A 7,150-nucleotide genomic window follows, 5' to 3' on the forward strand; every position below is an offset into this window, starting at 1 on the left:
AAACATCAAGAAGGGCTGATCCGGCTCGCCGGCAGCGCCGCCCCGCAAGCCTCATATCGGCGGGGCGGCGCTGCCCGGGACGGCTCTAGAACACTGTCAACCACGGAAGAAGACCATGCAGCTCAAAGGCATTCTGCCGGCTCTCGTGACACCTTTCGACGACAAGGGCGACACCGACTTCAAGACGCTCGGCAAGCTGCTCGAGCATCTGCTGGCGAAGGGTGTCCACGGCTTCGTGCCCATGGGATCGACGGGCGAGTACTACGCCATGTCGACCGAGGAGCGGAACGACGTTCTCAAGTTCGTCAAGGAGACCGTCGGGGATCGTGGCCTCCTGATCGCCGGTACCAACGCCGGGTCGACCAGGGAGGTCATCAGGCACACCGAGACCGCGAAGAAGCTCGGCTACGAAGCGGTGCTGCTGCCGCCGCCCTTCTACTCGCTCCCCACCCAGGACGAGCTGCTGGCTCATTATCAGGCGGTCCTCGATGCGGTGGATGTGGAGATCGTCCTCTACAACTTCCCGCTGCGCGCCGGTGTCGAGGTGGGCTTCGAGGTTCTCGACGCGCTCGCGGACAACCCGCGCGTGATCGGCATCAAGGAGAGCAGCGGCAATCTTTTGCGCGCGCTCGAGATCAACCGGCGCTACGGCAGCAAGTATCAGCTCTCCTGCGGCAGTGACGATCAGGCGTTCGATTTCTTCCTCTGGGGTGCCACGAGCTGGATCTGCGGCCCGGCGAACTGCCTGGTCGAGCCGGTGGTCAAGTTCTACGACGCCTTCACCGCCGGCGACCTCAAAACGGCGCAGGCGTTGGCCGCAGCCTTCTACCCACTGATGACCAACCTCGAATCCGGCAAGTTCGTCCAGAAGGTCAAGTACGGCTGCGAGCTCATGGGCATCCCGGTCGGCGAGACCCGTCGCCCGCTGCTGCCACTCAGCGCCGCCGAGAAGGCGGCGTTCGGCGCCGTCTTCGCCGCCGCGAACGCCGCGTGATGCCATGAGCCGCGGCGACCAGCAGCCCGCCCTCCCCATCGCCGTGGTCGGTGCCGGTATCATCGGCACGGCCATCGCGTTCGAGCTGCAGCGCCGCGGTCGAACCGTGGTGCTGATCGACCGGGACGAGCCCGGACGGGGTGCATCCTACGGCAACATGGCGAGCATCGCGGTGACGGAATTCATGCCGGCCTCGCGCCCATCCATGTGGGCGCAGTTGCCGAAGTGGCTTCTCGACCCGGAAGGCCCGGTCCGGCTGCGGCCGAGTTACCTGCCGCGGCTGATGCCCTGGTTTCTGCGTTTCGTCGCGGCGAGCCGGCCGTCTCGCCTGCGCGCGCTCGAGGCAGCCGGGGCCGCGCTCTGCGGGCGCGTCTACGAGGATCTCCTGCCGCTTCTGGAGGCGGCCGGCCTTTCCGACGTGCTGAGCGAGGAGGGCTGCCTCGCTCTCTATGCCGGCGAGGCCGAGTTCGCCGCGGACCGCGAGCATCTCGAGCTCGTCGAGCGCTTCGGCATCGCCCACGAGGTTCTCGAGGGCGATGCCGCCCGCGCCCTCGAGCCGGCGCTCGGCAGCAAGATCACCCGTGCCGTGCTCTTCCCCAAGAACCGGTCGGTGCGCGACCCTTTCCAGCTCGTCACGGCACTGGCGGCGCGTGTCCGCGAACGCGGTGGGCGCATCGAACGGGGCGAGGTCGTCGCCTTCGAGCGGGCGCAGGGCCGCATCGCGGCGCTGCGCCTTGCAGACGGACGCTCGATCCCGGTGTCGCAGGCGGTGATCGCCGCTGGCGCCTATTCGGGACGCCTCGCCAAGCTCGTGGACGAGCCGATCCCGCTCGAGACCGAGCGCGGCTATCACACGCAGATCATGGCGCCCGGCATTGCTTTACGCCATGCGCTCATCTGGCCGGCCCGTGCCTTCATGGTGACGCCGACTGCCGGCGGCATCCGGGTGGGCGGCACGGTGGAGATGGCCGGGCTCGACGCCCCGCCGGACTATCGTCGTGCCAAGGTGTTGGCCAAGCGCGCCAGAGAGGCCCTGCCGGACCTGCAGATCGCCGCGGCATCCGAGTGGATGGGGCATCGCCCGGCCCTGCCGGACACGGTGCCGATCATCGGCCCTTCGGCCAAGACACGAGGCCTCTACTACGCCACGGGTCACGGCCATCTCGGCCTCACCTACGCGGCGACGACCGCCCGGCTGATCGCCGATCTCGCGACCGGGCAGAAGCCGCCGCTCGATCTCTCACCCTATCGGGTCGACCGCTTCTGACGAAAGGGCTTGGCGCATGACATCCGATCAGAACCGTTCCGCCGCGAAGACGCAGGCACCGGTCGCCGTGATCACCGCGGGCGGCCGCGGCATGGGTGCCGCCATCGCACGTGAACTCCACGCTCGCGGCTACCGGCTCGCCCTGATGTCGCCGTCCGGCAGCGCCGAAGCCCTCGCGGCCGAGCTGGGTGGCCTCAGCGTGCGAGGCTCGACCGAGAACGCCAGCGATCTGAAGAAGCTGGTCGACAGCGCCGAGGAGGCCTTTGGCCGGATCGATGCCGTGGTCAATCACACCGGCCATCCGCCGAAAGGCGACCTCCTCGACATCACCGACGAGAGCTGGGCGCGCGGCAACGAGATGATGCTGCTGTCCGTGGTGCGGATGGCGCGCCTGGTCACGCCGCTGATGCTGCGGCAGGGCAGGGGCGCTTTCGTCAACATCACCACCTTCGCCGCCTTCGAGCCGACGCTGAAGTTCCCGGTGTCCTGCGCCTACCGCGCCGCCGTCGGCGCCTACACCAAGCTCTACGCCGATCGCTACGCCGCCGACAACATCCGCATGAACGCGCTGCTGCCGGGCTATATCGACAGCCTCGATCACACGCCCGAGACCGCCGCCACGGTGCCGATGCGCCGCATCGGCACCGTCATGGAGATCGCCAGGACGGCGGCGTTCCTCCTGTCCGACGACGCCGGCTACATCACGGGACAGAACATCCGCGTCGACGGCGGCATCACCCGCCACGTCTGACACCCGAGAAAGACCATGCGCAGCGAACTCTATATCGACGGGAAATGGGTCGAGCCCAAGAAGGGCGGCACGTTCCCCGTGATCAACCCGGCGACCGAAGAGGTCGTCCATCACGCCCCCTCCGGCACGGCTGAAGATGTCGATGCGGCGGTCGAGGCCGCGCGCCGAGCCTTCGACGAAGGCCCCTGGCCGCGGCTCTCAGGTGCCGAGCGCGCGCGCTACCTGCGTGCCATCGCCGCGGGCATCCGGGCGCGCCAGGGGGAGCTCGCGCGCCTCGAGGTGATCGACAACGGTAAGCCGCTGCCGGAAGCCGAATGGGACATCGCGGACGCCGCTGGCTGCTTCGAGTTCTATGCCGGCTTGGCCGATGAGCTGGATGCCAAGAGAGAAGAGGCGATAGCACTCGGCGATGCCCGCTTCAGCTCCAAAGCGGTCAAGGAGCCGCTCGGCGTCGCCGGTGCCATCATCCCGTGGAACTACCCGCTGCTGATGGCCGCGTGGAAGGTGGCACCTGCACTCGCCGCCGGCTGCACCGTAGTGCTCAAGCCGTCCGAGCTGACGCCGCTGACGGCGCTCGAGCTCGGCGCGATCGCCGACGAGGCCGGCCTGCCCGAGGGCGTGCTCAACATCGTCACGGGCTTCGGCCCGGATGCCGGCCAGCCGCTCGCCGACCATCCAGGGGTCGACAAGCTGGCGTTCACCGGCTCGGTGCCGACCGGCTCCAGGATCATGGCGGCGGCGGCACGCGACATCAAGAAGGTGAGCCTCGAGCTCGGCGGCAAGTCCCCGTTCCTGGTCTTCGGCGACTCCGACCTCGAGCAGGCCGTCGAGTGGATCATGTTCGGGATCTTCTGGAACCAGGGGCAGGTCTGCTCGGCGACGTCCCGCGTGCTCGTGCAGGACGGCCTCTACGACCGCCTCTTGGACCGGCTCGTCGCCGAGACGCAGCGGATCAAGATCGGCAACGGGCTGGAGGAAGGCACGCTGCTCGGTCCACTCGTGTCGAAGGGGCAGCTCGAGAAGGTGCTGGCCGCGATCGACAAGGCACGCGCGGATGGTGCGGTCGTCGCGACCGGCGGCACGCGGGCGAGCGGCTTCAACACCGGCTACTTCGTCGAGCCAACCGTGCTGGTCGACGTGCCGCTCGCGAGCGACGCCTGGCGTGAGGAGATCTTCGGGCCCGTGGTCTGTGTGCGCCCCTTTGCCGACGAGGCGGAGGCGGTGCGGCTCGCCAACGACAGCCGCTACGGCCTGGCCGCGGCGGTGATGTCCGAGGATCTGAACCGCGCCGAGCGGGTCGCGGCCGCGTTGCGTGCCGGGATCGTCTGGATCAACTGCTCCCAGCCGACCTTCACCGAAGCACCTTGGGGTGGCTACAAGCAGTCCGGCATCGGGCGCGAGCTCGGGCGCTGGGGCCTGGAGAACTATCTCGAGACCAAGCAGATCACCCGCTTCGCGGCGGACGAGCCCTGGGGCTGGTACATCAAGTGAAAGGGACGACGCCGATGAGATGGGAGCGGTCGATCGAGCTCGTTCAGGTCCATTGCCAGGGCGAGATCGGCAAGGTGATCGTGGGCGGCGCACCGGAGATTCCCGGCCGCACGCCGCTCGAGAAGATGAACCACCTCAACGAGGTCGACGACAGCCTGCGCCGTTTCGTGACCTTCGAGCCGCGCGCCTGCGCGCAGATGTCGGTCAACCTGCTGCTGCCGCCCAGCCGGCCGGATGCCGACGCGGGCTTCATCGTGCTGCAGGCCGACCGCGCGCACCCGATGTCGGGTAGCAACTGCATCTGCGTGGTCACAGCCCTTCTGGAAACCGGCCGGGTGCCGATGGTCGAGCCCGAAACGGTCGTCCGTCTCGACACGCCGGCCGGCCTGGTCACCGTCCGCGCCCGCTGTGCCAACGGCCGCTGCCGGTCGGTGAGCCTCGACAACGTTCCCGCCTTCGTCGAGGCGCTCGATCAGCCGATCGCGACCCCGCGCTGGGGCCGGATCAAGGCCCACATCGCCTTCGGCGGCGTCTACTACGCCATCATCGACGTGGACCAGATCGGGCTCGCGATCGAGCCGCGCCATGCCCGCGAGCTCGCGGAAGCCGGCATGGCACTCAAGGCGCTCCTCGCCGAGCAGGTCTCGGTGCGCCATCCCGAGCTCGGTATCGACGAGATCGCCTACGTCATGTTCCGCAACCGCGAGCCCGACGGCGTGATCCGCACCTGCACCACGCTCAAGCCCGGCCGGGTCGACCGCTCGCCGTGCGGGACCGGCAGCTCCGCCAATCTCGCCGTGCTCCACGCGATGGGCGAGGTCGGGGTCGGGGATAGGCGGCGCTCGCGCTCGATCATCGGCGGCGAGTTTCTGGCCGAGGTGATCGGCGAGACCACCGTTGGCGGCCGGGTCGCGGTGCTGCCCCGCATCACCGGGCAGGGCTGGATCTACGGCCGCGAGGAGCTCCGCCTCGACACGGACGACCCGTTCCCGGCCGGCTTCACCCTCTCGGATACCTGGGGTCCCCAGGTCGATCAGTTGGGCTGACCTTCGAGACGAGCGCGGAGGCCGGAAACGAAGGGGCCGGCTCGCCGGGCGGGCGGCTCCGGCCACGAGAGCGGTCGATCGGCCATCCAGCACAGTCGGGACGAGAATGGCGCTGCAACCCTTCTCGGGTGCAGCGCAGGGAGATCGTTATGTCTTACGCCAATCTCAGCAACAGACCTTCACTCGACCATTACTGGATGCCGTTCACGGCGAACCGCCAGTTCAAGGCCGCGCCGCGCATGCTGGTGTCGGCGGAGGGCATGCACTACGTCAGCGACGACGGGCGCCCCGTTCTCGACGGCACGGCCGGGCTCTGGTGCGTGAACGCCGGCCACGGGCGGCGCCAGATCACCGATGCGGTGGCCCGCCAGCTCGCCACGCTCGATTATGCCCCCTCCTTCCAGATGGGCCATCCGCTCGCCTTCGACTTCGCCGAGCGGCTGGCGAGGATCGCGCCGGGCGGTGCTGCGGCCGGGCTCGACCGCGTCTTCTTCACCGGCTCGGGCTCCGAATCGGTGGATACGGCGCTCAAGATCGCCATCGCTTACCAGCGCGCTATCGGCCAGGGCACGCGCACCCGCTTCATCGGCCGCGAGCGCGGCTATCATGGCGTCGGCTTTGGCGGCATCTCGGTCGGCGGCATCGTCAACAACCGCCGCGTCTTCCCCCAGCTCCCCGGCGTCGACCATCTGCGCCATACCCATGATCCGGCCCGCAATGCGTTCGCGAAGGGACTGCCGGAGCATGGCGCCGAGCTCGCCGATGATCTGGAGCGCCTGGTCGCCCTGCACGGTGCCGAGACCATCGCCGCCGTCATCGTGGAGCCGGTTGCCGGCTCGACCGGCGTCCTGGTTCCGCCCAAGGGCTATCTGGAGCGCCTGCGCGAGATCGCGACCCGCCACGGCATCCTCCTGATCTTCGATGAGGTCATCACCGGTTTCGGCCGCCTCGGGGCACCCTTTGCTGTCGATTATTTCGGTGTCGTGCCGGACCTCGTGACCACGGCCAAGGGCCTGACCAACGGTGTCATCCCGATGGGTGCCGTCTTCGTGAGCCGCAAGGTGCACGACGCGCTGATGACCGGCCCGGAAGCGGCGATCGAGCTGTTCCACGGCTACACCTATTCCGGCCATCCGGTGGCCTGCGCCGCGGGCATCGCCACGCTCGAGATCTACGAGGAGGAGGGCCTGCTCACCCGCGCGGCAGAGCTGGCGGGAGCCTGGCAGGACGCGATTCATGCGCTGAAGGGGCTGCCGCACGTCATCGACATCCGCACGATCGGCCTCGTCGCCGGCATCGAGCTCGAGTCGCGGCCGGGTGCCGCGGGTGCGCGCGCCTACAACGCCTTTATCGACTGCTTCCAGAACGGCGTCCTCATCCGCGTGACCGGTGACATCATCGCCCTGTCGCCACCTCTGATCGCCGAGCCGTCCCATATCGACGAGATCGTCACCAGGCTCACCGCTGCGCTCCGGCGCGTCCACTGATCGGAATGCCGAGGGCGATGTCATGACCCGAGAGATTCAGCACTTCATCGGCGGCAAGCTGGTGGCGGGCCGCAGCGGCCGCACCGCGCCGGTGTTCGACCCGGCGACCGGCGA

At 68.7% G+C, this 7,150-nt stretch carries 6 protein-coding genes; all 6 read left to right on the top strand.

Going from position 1 to position 7,150, the window contains the following annotated elements; translation table 11 throughout:
• The first annotated feature begins 115 nt into the window (after positions 1-115).
• The 6 genes from dapA to aptA all read left to right on the top strand — a co-directional run bounded on the left by dapA (position 116) and on the right by aptA (position 7,036).
• Positions 116-994 (top strand): 4-hydroxy-tetrahydrodipicolinate synthase, encoded by an 879-nt coding sequence (gene dapA, locus U1T56_RS23740; RefSeq protein ID WP_418161994.1) that lies wholly within the window; start codon positions 116-118, stop codon positions 992-994.
• Between the two features lie 4 nt (positions 995-998).
• Positions 999-2,261, top strand: coding sequence for an NAD(P)/FAD-dependent oxidoreductase (locus tag U1T56_RS23745; RefSeq protein ID WP_418161995.1), 1,263 nt, complete (start codon positions 999-1,001; stop codon positions 2,259-2,261).
• Positions 2,262-2,277: 16 nt separating this feature from the next.
• Positions 2,278-3,012, top strand: coding sequence for an SDR family oxidoreductase (locus U1T56_RS23750; protein ID WP_418161996.1), 735 nt, complete (start codon positions 2,278-2,280; stop codon positions 3,010-3,012).
• A 15-nt stretch (positions 3,013-3,027) separates the two neighbouring features.
• Positions 3,028-4,503, top strand: a complete 1,476-nt coding sequence (locus U1T56_RS23755) for an aldehyde dehydrogenase family protein (RefSeq protein ID WP_418161997.1) — start codon at positions 3,028-3,030, stop codon at positions 4,501-4,503.
• Between the two features lie 14 nt (positions 4,504-4,517).
• Positions 4,518-5,549 (top strand): proline racemase family protein, encoded by a 1,032-nt coding sequence (locus U1T56_RS23760; protein WP_418161998.1) that lies wholly within the window; start codon positions 4,518-4,520, stop codon positions 5,547-5,549.
• 149 nt (positions 5,550-5,698) lie between these two features.
• Entirely contained in the window at positions 5,699-7,036 is a 1,338-nt protein-coding gene (aptA, locus tag U1T56_RS23765) for an omega-aminotransferase AptA (RefSeq protein WP_418161999.1), read from the top strand.
• The last annotated feature ends 114 nt before the right edge of the window (positions 7,037-7,150 follow it).

This window comes from Benzoatithermus flavus, assembly GCF_037908215.1.
GTDB lineage: Bacteria > Pseudomonadota > Alphaproteobacteria > Geminicoccales > Geminicoccaceae > Benzoatithermus > Benzoatithermus flavus.

Excerpts from the sequence above, each read along its gene's own strand:
- dapA (WP_418161994.1), top strand. The coding sequence starts at position 116 with ATGCAGCTCAAAGGCATTCTGCCGGCTCTCGTGACACCTTTCGACGAC.
- U1T56_RS23745 (WP_418161995.1), top strand. The coding sequence starts at position 999 with ATGAGCCGCGGCGACCAGCAGCCCGCCCTCCCCATCGCCGTGGTCGGT.
- U1T56_RS23750 (WP_418161996.1), top strand. The coding sequence starts at position 2,278 with ATGACATCCGATCAGAACCGTTCCGCCGCGAAGACGCAGGCACCGGTC.
- U1T56_RS23755 (WP_418161997.1), top strand. The coding sequence starts at position 3,028 with ATGCGCAGCGAACTCTATATCGACGGGAAATGGGTCGAGCCCAAGAAG.
- U1T56_RS23760 (WP_418161998.1), top strand. The coding sequence starts at position 4,518 with ATGAGATGGGAGCGGTCGATCGAGCTCGTTCAGGTCCATTGCCAGGGC.
- aptA (WP_418161999.1), top strand. The coding sequence starts at position 5,699 with ATGTCTTACGCCAATCTCAGCAACAGACCTTCACTCGACCATTACTGG.